The sequence below is a fragment of the Streptomyces sp. NPDC012825 genome (assembly GCF_042900925.1).
Taxonomy (GTDB): domain Bacteria; phylum Actinomycetota; class Actinomycetes; order Streptomycetales; family Streptomycetaceae; genus Streptomyces.
The window spans coordinates 1-15799 of record NZ_JBIBBZ010000013.1; the positions used below are offsets into that span (position 1 = coordinate 1).

Consider the following 15799-nt stretch of genomic DNA (forward strand, 5'->3'; position numbering starts at 1 on the left):
CAACCCGCAAGACAACGCCAATCAGCCCACAAACCGCACCCACCCATCTGGACAGCGAAACGAGAACCACACCGGACAAGAACGCGAGAACTCCCACGCCGCCCACGAGCGGGCAAGCGAGCGGGCCGGCGAGCGAGCGTTGAACCCGGACTCAGAGTCAGGGACGGGCGAAGTGGCGGGCGGCGGCCACGAAGGCCTCGGTGGCGCCTGCGGCGTCCTGCCGGAGGCACGGCGTGTCGGCTTCCGGAGCGCCGCGCAGGGCGTAGGAGGCCTGCGCGGCGCGTCCGCGGCCGACGCCAGAGCAGGGACGAGGATCGCGACCAAGACCCGCGGGGTCTCGATCACGGTCCGGGTGGCGTGCAGCTCCGTACCGACCGGCAACCAAACGACCCGCATCATCACCACAAACGTCAGCACCAAACCGGCATCCCTGACAACAGCCGAGCCACCCACGACAACCCACTGAACAGCAGAGAGCTCGATACTCACCCACTGACATCACAATGCCGAACCACCACCGACAAAAACCCGCAGATCATCACAGTCATGGACTGGCCCCTAAGGGGGTGTCTGATCTGATCGCTGCCCTCGTGTTGTTGGGTAAGAGGATCTCTTCCGAACACTTGGGGAACTGGTTGAAAAGCGATAGGTCTTTGGTGAAGTGGTTCAACCCGGCCAATATTCGAGGGTCGGTTGCTATCGGTCTTCTGACCGGAGCGCTCCTTCTGGGTGCCGATGTCGCGCTCAATGAATGGGTGCTCGATGAGCCTGGTAATAAGATTGTCGTGGAGGTTACTCCACCCATTCCGAGATGCACTGTGGCACAGATTCCGGCTTCTTAAGTAAAGGGGGGCGGAGAGGAGCCCAGCACCCCCGGTGCTGGGCTCCTACCACTACTACTGTACAGTCTCTCTACGAGACTTTACTGATCATCTTAACATGCGAATCACTCCCTTCCTCATTCTCTTTGCACTGTCGAGCAATTCTCACCCTTGCCCGACGTTCGGCGTTCGGTTTCCTTGGGGTTTGGCCTAGCCCGTGCTTCCTCCTTGCGCGGCCCTTAGCTGTTCTCAGACCTCTTTTCTGGTGTGGACGGTTGCGATCCTGCCTGTCGCGGCCGTCAGGGTTCTTCAGTCGTCGGCGAGCATCATGATGGCTACCGAGTCACCTTGCAGTGCTGCCCGGTGCCACCAGATCTGAGCTTCTTCTTCGCCTTCGAACAGTTCGGTCAGCTCTGCGACCCTGCGCAGAGCGTGGCTTTCAAGTGGCTCCTTATTTTCTCGTTCCAACAGGGTCTGAAGCTCTGCCAAGAAGCGTGGATCCGACGCTTCTTGGGAGGTGCTTCGGTGCGCTGGCCGGGGATCTCCCCCCGAGGAGGGGAGGGAAAATCCCTCCCCCCGCCGGTCGAGTTGCCCGGCGCCGGCCGTAGGAGTGTGGACGACATCGAATGCCGTGACCATCAGTTCCTCGATAGCTGCGCTGGATTCCCTCTTGAGGTAATCAGCGGCCAGACTCAGACGCGCTTCTAGTGCGTCCATTGTCTGCCTCTTTCCCTAACGCTCTCCGAGGAGCTCACGCAACATCTGCATGGCCTTGATGCGGTAGCGGCTCGCGGTCTTCGGGGCGAGGCCCTCGGATTCGGCGAACGCTGCCACGGTGTTCCCGTCGAAGTAGACGGACTCGATCAGCCTCCGGAAAATTTCCGGGAGCTGCTCGAGGGCCTGCAGTACTTCACGTACGCTTTCGGTAGCGATGAGCTCTGCTTCAATATCGCTTTCACCGACCACGTCATAGCTGGTGAGGTCGGTGGGCACGTATCCGTTCGACTTCTTCCTCTTGTAGTCGATGAATGCGCGGTTAACGGTCTTGTACGCGAGAGCCTTCTTGTGCTCCGGGTCGTGGGAGTGGTAGTCCTCCCACTTCTCCCAGAGGTTGAGGTACGCCATCTGGACCAGGTCTTCCGCCGGCGCGGCGTCGCCGTACCGCCAGAAGGCCCATCCGACCAGACGGGGCCTGGTGGTCTCCACGAACTGCGTGAAGTCCGCGTCCAGTTCGCAGGTCATGCTGCTCGTGTCGAAGGACACGGGCAGCCGGCCCACGGATACCTCGGTGGTGATGCAGTGCCGCACACCGTCGGACTCGGAGGAGGACCCGAGCGGACAGTGGACCGCACACAGAGACGTCGTGGAACCCACGGCTTCTCCCCAATCAACTCGCCGGCCCGGCAGGTGGGCCGGGGGGCCAGTACAACGCGGACGCGCTGCACCCCACTACACGAGACCAGAAGCAGACTCGGACACCCCTAGGACAGAAAACTTTTCCATTCGACCCTTGTGAATGGGCACGCCCTAGCAGCTGGCCATACACGCGACGAGCCCACGATGGCAGCGGCTTGGTCACCTCATGGCAGCCACGATCATCATCGCTGTACAGCGGGAGCCGGTCTGAACCCAGTCCTCGTTGATGACGCCCATCCAGTGCCACTGCCACGCCCGTTCACACCGGGCATCAGTCCGTCAACTCACTTCCCGCGGCCGAACCGCGCCGGTCAGCCCGTTTCCGAGGGAAGCCGGTACTCGTACTTGCGGGGCCTGAGGTCTTCCTCGGCCGGCTCCCAATCGGTGTAGAGCGTGACCTTGTCACCGCTGGCGGTGTACGGGTCGGTGCTCGTATCGATCTTGATGTCACTGACCACGTAGAGGTCAACGGTGTTGTCCTTGTCCCGTGCGTGCAGGACCTCGTTGATCGTCAGCTCCACGCTCGTCGGGGCCCCCGTGGTCCCCTTGACCTCGACATGGCGTTCCTCAGTGCCGCGCGTGCAGCGCAGGTCGTAGGGCTTGCCCAGTTTCTCGACCGTCCAGCCGTCCTTTTCGTAGTGGGCGACCGCGTGGTCCTCGGCATGCAGTTCTATGGCTTTGCGCTTCTTGGGGTCGGAGATGTAGCCGGCGCCGCGGCGGCGGCGCTGGGGTTTCTTCTTGCCCTCGACCTGCTCGGCGGTGAATCCGGGTGATTTGTCCAGGGGGACGTCTGCGGGCTGGTCGGGGTCGACGGGGATGCCGGCGAGTTCCAGGAGGCGCTGGGCGGGCATCTGGACGAGTTTGCCCATGCCGCGGTCGGTGCCGGAGCGGCGGATGGCGTCGCTTCCGGCTTCGGTAAGCGGGCCATCGGGGCCCAGGGGGACGTTGTCGAGCTTGGCCAGGGGCTCGATGCCGAAGCGCTGGGGGTACTTCAGGCGTCTCTCGGCCTCCTCGTCGGGCCAGTGCCAGGACGTGCCCTTGTAGAAGCCTCCGCGGACCTGGAAGAGGTAGAGGGTCGCGGTGTCGCTGAGCCAGTTCTCGAGCTGGACGCGCGGGGAAGCGCCCGTGGCCAGGACGGCGAACTGCGGCTCTGCGCCCTTGTACTCGGGCTTTTCTTCAGGGAAGCCCCAGGACAGGGTCTCGATGCCATGCTCGAGGTTGCGCTGGGACTCGATGCTCTGTCCCACGTGGACCATGACGAACGTCGAACTCTTCATACAGGGCATGATAAGCATGCTGTTATCGAGCCGTCGATAGAGATTCAAGTTTGATAGCCTGCTGCGGTCGGGTTCGACAGATGACGACAACTCCCAGCGTAGTGACGGCCGCTGACATTGGCTCAGCTTCGGTGTCCGCAGCGACAGGGTTTCCAGACGTTGCGGACGGGCGGCTTGAGATGGTGGTCTGGGCTGCTGGGGGTGGTGAAGAACCGGGGGAAGCGTATGTCCGACCAGTCCGCGAGAGCATCCGTGCCCGACAGCGTCACGCTTCCCGCCCCACGCACCCGGCCGGGCGCAGCGGTGCCGGGGTCACCGGTGGGCAGCGTTGCGTGTGCGGCGGGCGGGCAGGTGGGTGAGATCGCCGCCCTGGTCAACGATCCTTCGTTCATCGCCCAGTGCGTGGCCCGGTACACGGCGGCCGGGTTCGGGACGCCGGGCGCGGCCGAGGTGCGTAGCTGGCGCAACAGCTGGCCACCATTGCTCGAGGCGCTGGTGCGGGGTGGGTTGTCGGATCTGCAGGTGTATCTGGAGTACGGGACTCCGGGGGGTGGGCGGCGGCTGGACGCGTTGCTCGTCGGCGCCGGAGCGGACGGGGTGCTGGGGTTGGTGGTGGTCGAACTGAAGCAGTGGCAGACCTGCCGCGTCCTGGACGCGACCCGGGTCCAGCGCGGCGACGGGGTGGTGACGGCACATCCGGTGCATCAGGTCCACGCGTACCGGAGTTTCTTTCAGCACTGGCGGCCCAAGGCGGCGCCTGGGCTTGACGTGCGCGCGGTGGTGGTGTTGCACAACGCCAGTGCACAGGAAGGGGCGGCTCTACTGGCCGGGTCCGGCGGCGGTGCGAGGGCCGGTATTCCGGTCCTGACCGCCGACGACCTGTCCGGGCCGGCCGGGGCGCTGGCGGGGCGGCTGCTCGCCGGGGACCTGAAGGCACCGGATGCCGGTCAGGTGCAGGCGTTCGAAGGTATTCGGTGGGAGCCCTCCAGTCGTCTGCTGGAGCACGTAGGGGCCGAGCTGGAGGGCAGCAGCACGTTCGCTCTCGTAGGCGCCCAGCAGGACGCGTTCCTGCGGATCCGCGCCGCTGCGGCCCGTCACCTGCCCCCTCTCGGCGAAACCATGGTGCGGGAGGGGCCGGTCAAGGGTGCGGTCATCACCGTGAGCGGCGGACCCGGCAGCGGCAAGACCGCGCTCGCGGTACGGCTGCTCGGCCACCTCATGCGTGCCTACCCCGCGACGCGTCCCTGCTTCATCACCCCGTCCGGCACCTTGCGCGCCCACCTCCTGGACGCCGTGAGCGGACACAGCGCCGCCCGCGAACTCTTCCCCGCGGCCGGATTCCTGCGCAGCACCGCGCACCGGGCGGGCGCGCTGATCATCGACGAGGCGCAGCGCATCAAGCGCGGCGCTTCCCCGGGGCTGGCGCCGGACCTGGTCGCGGTGGTGAAGGAGGTTGCACTGGCTGTCATCTTCCTCGACGAGCGGCAGGTCATCCGGCCCGACGAAGGCGCGAGCGTCGGAGAAATACGCGCGGCCGCCCAGGGCCTGGGGCGCGAACACCACCATCTGGAACTCACCGGGTCCTTCCGCTGCGCCGGCTCGGCCGCCTACACCGCCTGGGTCGATGCGCTCCTGTACGGGACACCGGTCCCTTGGAGCGGGCACGCCGAGTACGAACTGGGTCTTGCCGGGGATCCCTTCGAGCTGCAGGAATGGATCGAGCAGGCCACCGCCGATGGGCACAGCGCCCGCACCGCCGGCGGGTTCTGCTGGCCCTGGCCCCGCACCCGCACGCGCGGAGCCACTGCCCTCCCTCTCGACATCGCCATCGATGTCCCCTGCCCCACCGGCGAGACACGTGTCTGGAGAGCAGCCTGGAACGCCCGCGACACCCTCACCGACCCCAGCGGTGCTCCCCTCGCCCCCCGCAGCCAGCTCTGGGCCACCCACACCGGCGGGCACCAGCAGATCGGCTGCATCTACACCGCCCAAGGCCTCGAGTACCACCACGCCGGCGTCATCGTCGGCCCCGACCTCACCTACAACCACGACCACTGGGAAGCCCGCCCCCACCACAGCCACGACGAAGCCCTCCGCGATCTGCCCCCGGAGCAGTACTTGCGCTACGCGCTCAACACCTACCGCGTCCTACTCACCCGCGGCACACACACCACCCGCATCCACGCCACCGACCCCACCACCCACCAGTTCCTCACCCGGCTCATCCCTCCACAGCCACCAGCTGACAAGCCGCAGAGGCGATCAAGCGCACGCCCCTGAGTTGGGACGCTGGATTCCGACGAGCCGGCCTCTGGACTGGGTGCAGGCCCAAGAACGGGCGTGCGCAAATGGTGGAACGGGAGCCCCCACCCCTTGGATCTCACACTCGCCAGGGGAACGCTCGAAGGAGCTACACAGAGAAGGCCTCTGCTATACATAGATGATGGTAGTTTAGGGGCGTCGACATGAGGGGGATCCGATGAGGGTGACCGTGTTCCAGTTCGAGGGAACTCCTGAGGAACTGGATGCCTCGCAGGTACTGAAGGAGTTGGCAGACCAACACCGTGGCCCCGTTTCGGTGACCACCAAAGACGGCCCGGACGATGTGATGCTGCCGGCCCGAATTCCGGGAGTGGCCGACGAGGGGCAGGAAACAGTACGTCAGCTACTGGGCCGCAGCCCGGCTCCCGACCTGTTCATCCGGTTTCTCCAGAAAACGACCCAGTGGGACAACGTCGGCGTCTACGGCATCAAGCGTAAGAACGCACTGCCCGACGCTCCCCTGGACTACAGCCGCTACCTGCGCCTGCGCCGGCAGGGATCCCAGTTCGGCGGCTTCGCCTACGTCTACGCGGAGTACAGCACCATCAATCTCCGGCTCAGCTACAGCCAGCAGCAGCTCGACGAGCTCGGCATCAAAGCCGCCCGGACCCTAACCACCGGGCACCGGGAGTACCGCGTCAGCGTCGACCTCACCGACGAGACAAGCCTGACCGACGCCCTTCAGCTGGCCGAACTCGCCTACAGCGTCACCTGAACGCAGTCGGCACATCGCACCGAGCAGTCAGGCGAAGCGGCGGGCGGCGGCCACGAAAGGCCTTAGTGGCGCCCGTGGCGTTCTGCCGGCCCGGTGACACAGGAACAGCGCCTGTCCGGGAGCTGCGCCAGTCGACTTACGGAGCTCGGCACCCGGTGGCAGGACGGCCTTCTGCTAGTCGGGAATCTGCAGGGTGCGACAGGCCCAGCGCTGGTTCGGGAGAAGCGCAAATCGATTAGCGCTAGTCGCCATCGCGGTGGCGGGACGTGAAAGCAGAGCTAGGCCGTGGCAGGAGCCGTCAGCGCTTGGTCGCCTCGTGTCAGCTGTGACCACCGTCGCTGCACAGCGTGGGCAGGGCTAGTCCTTGCCGTCTTCGCTGGTACCTGTTCAGTGCCGCTGCCGCGCCCATCCGCCTCAGGGGGCCGTACCGCTGGCCTGTCCTGTCGTCATCTGCGGTGGAGAAGCCGACAGCGGCCCGCCCAGTGTGGGCGAGCCGCTGTCTCAACGAGTCGTTGTGCCTCAGCGTGAGGCACGCATGATGGGACTGCCTATAGAGCTGCTCCTAGGTGTAGGCATGACAGAAGGATGCTAGGCATTAGCGTCGCCTTCCATCTGTCATTCGATCGGGATGCTGCAAGTACTCCTCGATTTCTCTCACCAGGCGTTTTGCGTCTTCGCTCATCTCTGTGCCGGACGCAGCGCTCAGCGCAAGTTGAACAGCGGCGAATGTGCACGATCCGGCACTTGTGTCACTGGCTTTCCACACATACAGCGCTGAACTACCTTCTAGTACTGGGGACGAGGGCGATTCGACTGGCTGGTTATCTTGCTCCTGCCTTTCGGCATGGATGAGTTCAAGATAATCCTGCGCGTCTTCGTCGCCTCGCTCTGCCGCCAATTGCCACCAGGGAAACGCTTCATCGTCCCGGTTCAGGTATTCCAGGAGTTCTGCGATTCGGCGTGTTTCCTGTGCGGTGGCTGTGTGGGAGCACTCTCGTGCCAGCAGAAGTACTAGTTCGCTCTTGGCCTCGGTTTGCTCCCGGTCGTCCGGGCAGGGGGCGGGGGGCGGGGGCCAGCCCGAAGGCTGGCCCTCCTCCGCCTGTACAGAGTCCTCGGGTGTCCGAGGACTTGTCGAAAGGGCCTGCTCGGAGCGTTCGAGCAGGGCCCATACGGCGAGGAGCCGGATGACGTTCTGCTCGTGTTCCTTGTCCCAGGTGCTCATACGGTTACCTCCTCGCCGGTCTCGTTGATGTGCTTCTTCAGGTTCTTGATGGCCATGCGGATGTAACTCTTCACCGACTCCTCCTTAAGGCGCGGGCGCTTCCCGGCGTCTTCAGGACTGAGCTCCTGGAGGACGCACAGGGTGATGACCTGCCGCTGCCGGTCGGGAAGTTTGGCAACTAGTTCATCGATACCCTCTTTAATCATCTCGTAGGCGGCATCGGGGATGCCGATCCTGGATTCCTGTTCGGGCAGTTCCTGTATCGGCGCAAGGGCGATGCGCTGGTTACGCCGGAATTGGTCGATCACCGCGTTCTTGACCGCGGTGCGGCCGTAGGCGGCCGGGCTGCCCGGCCGCGCGATGATCTTTTCCCACGACGTGAACATGCGCATGTAAGCGACCTGTACAGCGTCTTCGGCGCTGTACAGGTCGCCGCCCGCTTCGGCCCGGGCTACGCGGAAGAACGCCGCGCTGGTCTCGAGGACGAACGCCTCGAAGTCCATGCCCCGGTCGGGCTCGGTCACGCAGCCTCCCGCGTGACGATCGCCAGATGGTCCTGCTGCGAGTGCTTGTAGAACAGCCACGCCGGCTGCCCTTCCTCGAAGCGGGCCGCGGCCCCGCCCTCCGGCAGCGCCGCCGCCATCGCGATCATCGTCGCGCGCTGCTCGCGCTCCGTGCGCGCCTGCAGGTACTCCTTCAGGCACATCTCCACCACGCTCTTCGAACGGCGCAGCGCGTAGTACGCCAGGAACATCAGCGGGAGCGAGATCCCACCCGCTCCCATCCACTCGAGCCAGGTCACCAGACCGGCCTCCCATCATCGACTCGTTGACGAGGGCGTTGACGCCCTCACCTCTTACACGCGCCGACGGGCTCGGATCCGGATGCCGCTGACCAACTTTTTTCCCGCCCACCCCAGTTGCCGCGAGTACACCTCTCTGATCAGCACAAACACAAGTCACCGTCATCACAGGGACCGGGACTTCTCCCGGCACGCCGCGCCTGAGGACGAAGGTGTGCAGAGGTGGGACCGTGTGCGCACTGAGGAACCCGCCGGTCTCGCAGGGGGTGCCCGCGGGGAGCTCCGCCGCGTTCTCGTGCAGCACGCTGGCATCCGCAGGCCGGCGAAGGCGGTCATCGGCGAGAAGAACGTCTTCGTCCCGGTGGCCCTCTCGTCGGCCTGTTCAGCGCTCCGGAACAGGGCGATAAACGGATCTGTGGAGCAGGGTTCGTGGGGCACCGCTGTCAGTGGTGGGTCTTACCGTGAGAGGTGCGGCCGAGGGCCGTCATCGCGTACCTCTCTGACTGATTGAGGGACGGTCCCCATGGCTCATCACGTTCGAGGTCACTACCGCAAGGACGGCTCCTACGTACGGCCCCATACGCGACGGTCCCGTCCGGCGTCGGGCCGTATCCCCTCCCCGCGCAGAGCCCCCGAAGCGCAGGCCGTGCCGGAGACCGTCCGCACCACCAGGGTGCGGGGGCACTACCGGGCCAACGGCTCCTATGTGCGGGCACATCACCGACAGATCGGGGCCCCGGCCGTGGTGGCGGCCGGCGGGAGCGGGTTGCTGGCGGTCGTGGTCCTGCTGATCCTGGCGGCGCTCGGCGGCGGAGGCGGCGGCGCGACGCAGGTGCCCGCTCCGTCGGCTCCGGCGAGCGTGGCGCCCGGGTTACCCCAGTAGTCGGCGGCACGAGAACGAGGGGCCCGGCCAATGGCCGGGTCCCTCGCCCTATGAGCGGTTGCTCTTGCTTCAGATGCACGCCGGCGAAGGTGATGACGGTGCCGGCGGCCGCCACAGCCTTGATGAACCACGGCTCCACCAGGTCGCTGGGCTCGGCGGGGCCGGTCCCCGTGTTCCGCGCCGTCCCGCTACGACGGGGGCAGAAGCGCAGCTCCTCCTGCTCGGGGAGCTGGCCGGGGCACTCCAAGATCACGAGGAGTGGCTTGTGTGTGACCCACTGTCAGTGCCGGGGCCTACATTGGTCGATTGCGCGGGAAGCGCGCGATCGACCAGGGGAGGGGGCTTCGGCCTTGCCGTTCATCAGGGGATACGCCAAGCGGGACGGGACAGCGGTGCGGGCGCACTGGAGGGCGCCGGCCGGGACGCACAAGCAGACCGTGCTGGCCATCGGGATCGTGGCGGCCGTGTTCATCTTCGGCGGCTCCGGCACCCCGGCAGGCGGCGCGCCGGGCGGCGGGGAGCGGTTACCGGTGCCGCGGTCCTCGTCGGGCGTGACGTATCCGATCACGTGGCCGGGCTGGGAGAAGTCCGCGTCCGGTAAGGCGCCGGCGCCGGCTCCGACCGTGTCGTATCCGATCCGGTGGCCCGGGTGGAAGCAGGCCGCGCCGCGTCCGGTGCCGGCGGTGTCCTACCCGATCAAGTGGGACCGCAGTGGAGGCGGACGGTGAGCCGGCGGCGTTCTCGGAAGGCCGACGGCAGCGAGCAGCTCCTGCTGGCCCTTGGTGCTCTGGTCATCGCGGGGTGTGTGATCGCGGCGGTGGTGGACTTCGTACGCGCGCACCCCTGGGTTCCGGTCGTCCTGGTGCTCGTCGCCGGCGCCGCGCTGGCCCTGTGGGTGGTCGCCAGGCAACGGGCCGCGCGGTGGGAGCGGGTGCGCCTGCAGGGCCTGCGCTATGCGCTGGCGCAGCTAGACGCGCTGCATCACCGGCAGTTCGAGCACGCGGTACGGGACCTGATGCAGCGCGACGGATGCGCGGACGCGGTGCAGGTCGGCGGTGCCGGGGACAACGGCGCGGACGTGAAGGCCACCGACCCCTACGGGCGGCGCTGGGTGATCCAGTGCAAACACAGGAAGAACGGCCTGGCCGGGGCGGCGGTCGGCAGCCCGGACCTGCAGGTCCTCAACGGCACCGGCCGCCCCGTACACGGAGGCGACATCGTCGTCCTGGTCACCAACGGCAGATTCTCCAAACCCGCCCTCGAATTCGCCCGCTCCCAACGGCTGCACCTGGTCGACCGCACCCTGCTCGGCACCTGGGCCAGCGGCTCCAAACCCCTGTGGGAACTACTGCGGGCCGTGCCACCACCCCGCCGGCCACTGTAACGGCGGTGACGGCCTGGTGCTCGCGCACGTCGAGAAAAATTGTTCTCGCCTCATTAGGCGAGTGTCTCCCCGGCCTGGTGCGCGCGGCGGGAGAAGTTGGGGCGGCGCCGGCGGTACTGCGTCCCAGAGCGCGTCTGGGCGCCGGGCCTCACCCGTGCGCGCCATATCGGCACGGGCTGGTACGGACCCTATCCGCCCCGGCCCACTGTTCTCTGCCACATGATCTTGACTGTTTGCCAAGTGATCTTGACTAGCAGGCCCAGAGCGCCCGCCTTCGGAACAGGGGCGGATCGGGAGGAAGCCGCTGCGGGAGGCGAGCTCAGCAATGCGTCTCGATGAAGAGGAGAACACGGCCGTCGTCCGCGGTGAATTCGTATGCCTCATGGGCCGGCAGGTCGACGGCACCGAACCGGGCTTGCGCTTCACGCCAGGCGGCTGGGCGCTCGGCTTCCGGAAGGAAACGGGGAAGCCACCGCTCGACCTGGTCGTCGTAGTAGACGCCCATCGACATCATGTCGGCGTCGACTGCCAGCCGCTTGGCCCGGCGCGGGTCTAGCAGCCCACGGGCGAGTTGCCAGTAGCAGCCATCTGCGTCAGTGAAGCCACGTGCCGCCACAGGCGAGTCGTACGAACTACCCGACTCCTCCGCCACTCGTGGCGGCAGAGCCGCCACCACCTCGGCAAGGGTCGCGGTGCGCTTCTGCTTCTTCGACACCCGCCCAGGGTGCCAGAACCGCCGCGCCGACCGTCAGTCAAAGTCGCTCGGCAAATGGTCAAGATCATGTGGCAGAGGGCACCCACGTTACGGTGCTGGGGCCGTGGTAAGTCCCTCACAGTCACACAGATGCGCGCCTGCCCTTCCACTCCACAGGACACCGCGCGCCGTCCTGCGGAGAAATCCCTCGGTAGCCGAGCGGGACAAGGGGGTGCGGCACAGCCGGACAAGGGGGTGTTCGCCTTCGATCCCAAGGGCCGGGCCGGACAGTCACACAAGCGCAGTAACACACGGCGGGGGTTACGGGGGATCGGCGCACGTCAGCCGTGTGACTACAGGTCGTGTGAACCGCTGTGTGACAACCGGCGCGCCCGGCCGCCGAGGCGCCGGGCGGCGGTCCTTCGGGGCCCACCGCCGGGCACGGTCGGGGAGGAGAACGGGCCGCCAGGGCACCGGCCGACGAGGTCGCGTCCTGAGTCGCGCCTTCGGTCGCATCCTGAGTGCCACCCCGGGTCCCATCGCCTCCGGGACGGCGTGATGCCGGAAGGCGCGGTGACCTGCTGTGCAACCGGCGATCCGAGCGGCACGCCGCACCGACTACTTGCCCCTACGAGACCCTTTGAAGAGAGCGCGTACGAAGTCCGACCCGAAGATCGGCCGGCTTGGCCGAGGCGGGACGGTACGCGGCCTTTGTGCGAGAGCGCGGGCCCGATGCTCTCGGAAAGCCTTTTCTCACTTGGCGGCGGGTGTCCACGGCGTATCTGCCATGAAGCGCTTGCGGAAGACCGTTCCGGGATCGGTGAGGGCTGCCGCGACCGCCTCTTGCGGGATCCTGTTGCCCATGGCCCGCTTGGGGACCTTGCGGTAGCCCCGGGCCCGCAGGAGTTCCTTCGCTGAAACCCAACTGTCGGCGGCCACCACAACCTCGTCCACGGCGTCGCACGCGTTGGTCGCGTCGACCAGAACCGCGTACGCGACGACAAGACCCGCCACCCGCGCCCTGGCGTCCATCCCTCCCATGCCCACTCCCTGCGACGAAGACGATAAGGCCGTGTCCGTACGGCGATGAAGATCATTCTCGCCCAATTAGGCGAGTGCCTCCTTCGCCCCGGTGCTCACGCACGGCCAGGAGGAGAAGGACGAGGGCGGCCCGGCGGTACTGCTCCCAGAGCGCGTCCGGGCGCCGGGCCTCACCCACGCACGCCATATCGGCACGGGCTACCGCCAACCCTACGGCAGCGGCATGGACGCGGTCCCGGAATCAGCCGGACCATCGCCAAGGCACCGCCGCTCGGGCCGCGGCTTGGGGAGTCCGGCTGCGCCGGGGGCGGGTTCAGCGGCCCACTCGCCAGCGGCCGCGCGTTCAGCGGCGATGCGGGCGCGCAGGTCACGGACGGCGGGCTCGGGAAGAACGGGGCCGGGGCCGAGGGGACGGCGTCGTGCGGTACTCACCGCCCCAGTCTCCCGCCCCTGCACCACCCCGATTACCGGTTACAGGCCCGCGGAACGCCTTTCCACGCCGCTCAGAGGCCGGTCCGGGGCGATGCTTCGGAGCTGTAACCGGTAACCGGCCCGCCCCGAACACCTCCCGTGCCACCGTCCCCACGCCCGGCGTCGTGCGGTACTCACCGCCCGGTGGGGCCACCGGTGCCGACGGTGGTCCGGGCGTACGTCATCGAGGTGACATACCGCGCCAGCCGCAGACGTACACGACGAGCGCAGCCAGGCCCCTCATCCAAAGTCCACGGGTCCGCCCCGGGGCAGTGACCCAAACGGTGCCCCTCGCAGGTCAGGCGCCACCCGGCGCGGTGCCGGCCGGGGCTTGGTAAGCCTGGCGATATGCGGCCAGGGCCGTAGTGAGTGCCGCCGAGCCTTCGGGTACCGGCCGCCGGGCACGAGTGGGAGCCGGGGACTGGCCGCCGGGCCGGGGCGGGAGCGCCTGCCGACAAGGTCGCGTCCTGGGTCACGCCCTCGGTCCCCTCCTGGGTGCCGCCCCGGGTCGCGACCCAAGTGCCGCCCCGGGTCGCATCGCCTCCAAGGCGGCATGACGCCGGAAGGCGCGGTGACCTGCTGTGCAGTGGCCAATCCCGCCGCCCCGGCGCACCGACTACTTGTCCCTGGGGCTCTTGGTGACGCGTGACCCCAGGACTCAAGCAACGAGCGGCGGGCCTCAAGGGCCCGTCATGCGGTCCGTCGTGGAACGGATCTACGACGGACTTGCGACGGACCGGCATGACGGACCTGACCAGGGAGAGCACCGAAAACCCGGGAGAGAGGGAAAACGGCCCGCCCCGGGCCGGGGGCGGGCCGGCGGTCAGAGCTTCAGCGCGGCGGCCACCGCGGCGGCGAACAGGGCGCCGAAGGCCACGGAGACACCCAGCGGGGCGGCAAGGCGGGGGTGACGCCAGACCAGGTAGACCGGCACCGACAGCACCGCGAAGCCGGTGATGAACAGGAGCAGCAGGACCAAAGTGGTGGTCGTGGACATGGAGGGTCCCCTTGAGGTGTGGGTGTGCGATGGCCGGTCGGATAACGCGGCGGTCCGCACCCTGACCCGGCGGGAAGTTAGCCGCGCAACCCCGGCAGACTCACCCACCCCGCAGGCCCATTCAATAGATTCCGGAAGGGCCGGGACATGGCGAACGGCTCGCACCATCCGCCCGATGGTGCGAGCCGTTCGCCAACCCGAGAGCCGGCCGGAAGGGGGGAACCGGCCGACTCTTCCTTCACAGGGGGGGCCTGTGGACTCCACACCCGTATGCCCCCGAACCCCGCGCCCATCCCCCCGACTTTCCGGGAAGAGGCCGGCGGGTCAGGGCGGGCCGTCGTTGCTCGACGAAGTCGCCGCGGCCTACAGCAGGACCTCGGTGGCGATCCATGTGGCGAGCGCGTCGACTCCCAGGACGGTGAAGACGAGGCCCATGACCGAGGCCAGCCATCCTGCGAACGTGACGGCCAGCGTCACAAACAGCGTGTTTCGCAGTCTGTCATCCAGCTCGTCGTCCAGCCCCAGAAGTTTCGTGAGCAGTCCCAGAACGAAAACACGGCAGGCCAGGGCGACCAGGGCGGTCACGATCATCACGGCGATGCCGGGGCCCGGGTCGGCCACCAGTGCGGCCATGAACGTCAGCCAGAGCACCCAGCCGAGGTAGGTCGTCAGCGCGACGCAGCAGTAACCGAGCCAGGGTGGCCGCGCCTCCGCCTGCTCCTCCGGGGGCGGAGGCGGAGGGAAGTCCTCGATGCCATCGTTGGGCCGATGAATGGTGGGCGGGTGGGGCGGGGGGCCGCAGGTGACCGGGCCCGAGGTCGAGGTCGAGGTCGTGAAAGGGGTGTTCGGCGTTCCGAATTCGACGCCCGTGTCCGTGAAGAAGCCGGACTCCTGGTCAAGACCCTGAAAGGACCCGGCCCAGCGGTATCCCTCCGTGTGCCGGACGATCCTGCCGGGCCCGGCAGTCCTGACCGGCGTTGACACCCCGGGAACCGTGCCCGCCTGCTCCTCGATGAGCCGTCGGTTCTGCTTTCGCAGGACCTCGACCTCCCCGCGCAGCCTGTCGGCCTGTTTGTGCTGTTCGGCGAGCTCGGTCTCCATCTGGCGGGTGTAGTCCTGGGCGTGCCGCAGATTCTTGTCCTGCTTCTCGATCCGGCCGAGAGCCTGCCGCAGCTGGTCGGTGAGACGGCCGGTGCGGTCTTCCAGCTCGGTCAGACGGGTCTCGGCGAGCTGCTGCGACCGTTTGTGTTCTTCGGTGAGGCGGCCGTACTCGTACTGGAGCCAGGTGAGCTGTGCGGACGGTGAGCCGCTGGCGGCGTAGGCCGCCTTGCACAACCCCTCCAGGCGCGCATACGCCTGTTCGTCCAGGGGATGGCCCCGCTCGGCGAGGGCCGCCCGCAACCTCGGCAGGTCCCCGGGGTGCAGGAGACGGTCGGCGCTGAGATACCGGGACAGAGCCGAGGGACCGAAAGGAAGACCTTCGGTGATCGCCTTCTGGGTGCCGCCCGCGGCCAGATAGCCGGCCATGGCCTCCCGCAACGCCGCCGCGTAAGCCTGCGACGGGGCGGTTGCGCCCCCGCCCGTCGAACGCTCCATCCGCTCCCCCGTCCCCTGGCTTTAAGGACATTCGATTCTCCTCCATCCCCCGCCAGCCCGCCATCACATGAACAGCCATACCAGGCAGGGGTGTTGCCAGTTGCCGGGAACAGGCCGTTCCCACTCCCGCAACCCTCACCGCCGCTCGAAGCTGATGT

Annotated in this window: 16 protein-coding genes; 6 read left to right on the plus strand and 10 right to left on the minus strand. The window is 67.4% G+C overall.

Annotated elements, in window-relative coordinates; translation table 11 throughout:
- The coding region (locus tag ACFY7E_RS23800; protein WP_389487917.1) for a hypothetical protein at nucleotides 1-466 on the plus strand (466 nt) is incomplete at its 5' end.
- A 664-nt stretch (nucleotides 467-1130) separates the two neighbouring features.
- On the opposite strand, the gene ACFY7E_RS23805 is transcribed toward ACFY7E_RS23800, so the two are convergent.
- The 3 genes from ACFY7E_RS23805 to ACFY7E_RS23815 all read right to left on the minus strand — a co-directional run bounded on the left by ACFY7E_RS23805 (nucleotide 1131) and on the right by ACFY7E_RS23815 (nucleotide 3514).
- Nucleotides 1131-1538 carry a hypothetical protein gene (locus ACFY7E_RS23805; RefSeq protein ID WP_389487919.1) on the minus strand — a complete coding sequence of 136 codons (408 nt, stop codon included), beginning with the start codon at nucleotides 1536-1538 and terminating at the stop codon, nucleotides 1131-1133.
- Nucleotides 1539-1553: 15 nt separating this feature from the next.
- On the minus strand, nucleotides 1554-2195 hold the full coding sequence (locus ACFY7E_RS23810) for an RNA polymerase sigma factor (RefSeq protein ID WP_389487921.1): 642 nt from the start codon (nucleotides 2193-2195) through the stop codon (nucleotides 1554-1556).
- 353 nt (nucleotides 2196-2548) lie between these two features.
- Entirely contained in the window at nucleotides 2549-3514 is a 966-nt protein-coding gene (locus ACFY7E_RS23815) for a protein NO VEIN domain-containing protein (protein ID WP_389487923.1), read from the minus strand.
- Between the two features lie 351 nt (nucleotides 3515-3865).
- Here ACFY7E_RS23815 and ACFY7E_RS23820 point away from each other — a divergent pair, with 351 nt between their 5' ends.
- Together ACFY7E_RS23820 and ACFY7E_RS23825 are read left to right on the plus strand one after the other, a co-directional pair.
- Complete coding sequence (locus ACFY7E_RS23820; RefSeq protein WP_389487925.1) at nucleotides 3866-5794, plus strand: DNA/RNA helicase domain-containing protein; 1929 nt, start codon at nucleotides 3866-3868, stop codon at nucleotides 5792-5794.
- A gap of 211 nt (nucleotides 5795-6005) precedes the next feature.
- Nucleotides 6006-6551, plus strand: a complete 546-nt coding sequence (locus ACFY7E_RS23825) for a hypothetical protein (RefSeq protein ID WP_389487927.1) — start codon at nucleotides 6006-6008, stop codon at nucleotides 6549-6551.
- Nucleotides 6552-7146: 595 nt separating this feature from the next.
- Here ACFY7E_RS23825 and ACFY7E_RS23830 read toward each other — a convergent pair.
- The 3 genes from ACFY7E_RS23830 to ACFY7E_RS23840 are packed head-to-tail and all read right to left on the minus strand — an operon-like array spanning nucleotide 7147 to nucleotide 8557.
- On the minus strand, nucleotides 7147-7773 hold the full coding sequence (locus tag ACFY7E_RS23830; protein WP_389487929.1) for a hypothetical protein: 627 nt from the start codon (nucleotides 7771-7773) through the stop codon (nucleotides 7147-7149).
- Nucleotides 7770-8297 (minus strand): RNA polymerase sigma factor, encoded by a 528-nt coding sequence (locus ACFY7E_RS23835; protein ID WP_389487931.1) that lies wholly within the window; start codon nucleotides 8295-8297, stop codon nucleotides 7770-7772. Before ACFY7E_RS23835 ends, ACFY7E_RS23830 begins: the two co-directional genes overlap by 4 nt.
- A complete protein-coding gene (locus tag ACFY7E_RS23840) occupies nucleotides 8294-8557 on the minus strand; it encodes a hypothetical protein (protein ID WP_389487933.1) in 264 nt (87 codons plus the stop codon). The genes ACFY7E_RS23835 and ACFY7E_RS23840 overlap by 4 nt, the downstream gene beginning before the upstream one ends.
- 664 nt (nucleotides 8558-9221) lie before the next feature.
- Here ACFY7E_RS23840 and ACFY7E_RS23845 point away from each other — a divergent pair.
- The 3 genes from ACFY7E_RS23845 to ACFY7E_RS23855 all read left to right on the plus strand — a co-directional run bounded on the left by ACFY7E_RS23845 (nucleotide 9222) and on the right by ACFY7E_RS23855 (nucleotide 10842).
- Nucleotides 9222-9458, plus strand: coding sequence for a hypothetical protein (locus ACFY7E_RS23845; RefSeq protein WP_389487935.1), 237 nt, complete (start codon nucleotides 9222-9224; stop codon nucleotides 9456-9458).
- 437 nt (nucleotides 9459-9895) lie between these two features.
- Nucleotides 9896-10186 (plus strand): hypothetical protein, encoded by a 291-nt coding sequence (locus tag ACFY7E_RS23850; protein WP_389487937.1) that lies wholly within the window; start codon nucleotides 9896-9898, stop codon nucleotides 10184-10186.
- Entirely contained in the window at nucleotides 10183-10842 is a 660-nt protein-coding gene (locus ACFY7E_RS23855) for a restriction endonuclease (RefSeq protein ID WP_389487939.1), read from the plus strand. Before ACFY7E_RS23850 ends, ACFY7E_RS23855 begins: the two co-directional genes overlap by 4 nt.
- 319 nt (nucleotides 10843-11161) lie before the next feature.
- On the opposite strand, the gene ACFY7E_RS23860 is transcribed toward ACFY7E_RS23855, so the two are convergent.
- The 4 genes from ACFY7E_RS23860 to ACFY7E_RS23875 form a co-directional block, all read right to left on the minus strand.
- Entirely contained in the window at nucleotides 11162-11557 is a 396-nt protein-coding gene (locus ACFY7E_RS23860) for a hypothetical protein (protein WP_389487941.1), read from the minus strand.
- 732 nt (nucleotides 11558-12289) lie between these two features.
- Complete coding sequence (locus ACFY7E_RS23865; protein WP_389487943.1) at nucleotides 12290-12577, minus strand: hypothetical protein; 288 nt, start codon at nucleotides 12575-12577, stop codon at nucleotides 12290-12292.
- Between the two features lie 1294 nt (nucleotides 12578-13871).
- Nucleotides 13872-14045, minus strand: a complete 174-nt coding sequence (locus ACFY7E_RS23870) for a hypothetical protein (RefSeq protein ID WP_389487945.1) — start codon at nucleotides 14043-14045, stop codon at nucleotides 13872-13874.
- 363 nt (nucleotides 14046-14408) lie between these two features.
- Nucleotides 14409-15641, minus strand: a complete 1233-nt coding sequence (locus ACFY7E_RS23875) for a hypothetical protein (RefSeq protein WP_389487947.1) — start codon at nucleotides 15639-15641, stop codon at nucleotides 14409-14411.
- Nucleotides 15642-15799 lie beyond the last annotated feature (158 nt).